The 353-nt window shown below is 47.0% G+C and carries 1 pseudogene; it reads right to left on the bottom strand.

The annotated features are described in order from the left end of the window. Positions 1-12: 12 nt before the first annotated feature. A pseudogene (locus FS628_RS30215) lies at positions 13-353 on the bottom strand (beta-galactosidase); the annotation flags it as partial.

Here is a 353-nt window from a genome sequence, read left to right as displayed (position 1 = left end):
CACACCGTACAACTATCGAATCTCTCCCCTCCACACGTTTACTCTCCCGATATCTTCACCAACACTTACTTCTCCATCCTTAACTTTCGATTCAAACCTTTTAACGCTATTACCTTCACCATCACCAACTTCAGCCTCTACTCCCCCTCCACCAACACCTTTTCCTTCCACCTTCAAATCCACTTCCAATGTACCCTTCCTATACGACTTCTCTACATCTCTGCCAACATCAACATCACCTACCTCTCCACTTCGCACCGTATACACATATACATCTCTCAAAATCCCCCAGAAACCCCAGAAATCCTCGTCTTCCACCCACCTGCCTCTGCTGCCTTGATACACCTCAACTG

Source organism: Paenibacillus xylanexedens, assembly GCF_007676705.1.
Classification (GTDB): domain Bacteria; phylum Bacillota; class Bacilli; order Paenibacillales; family Paenibacillaceae; genus Paenibacillus; species Paenibacillus xylanexedens_C.
The sequence above is the reverse complement of the archived record's forward strand: the minus strand, read 5'-3'. Positions and strand labels throughout refer to the sequence as shown.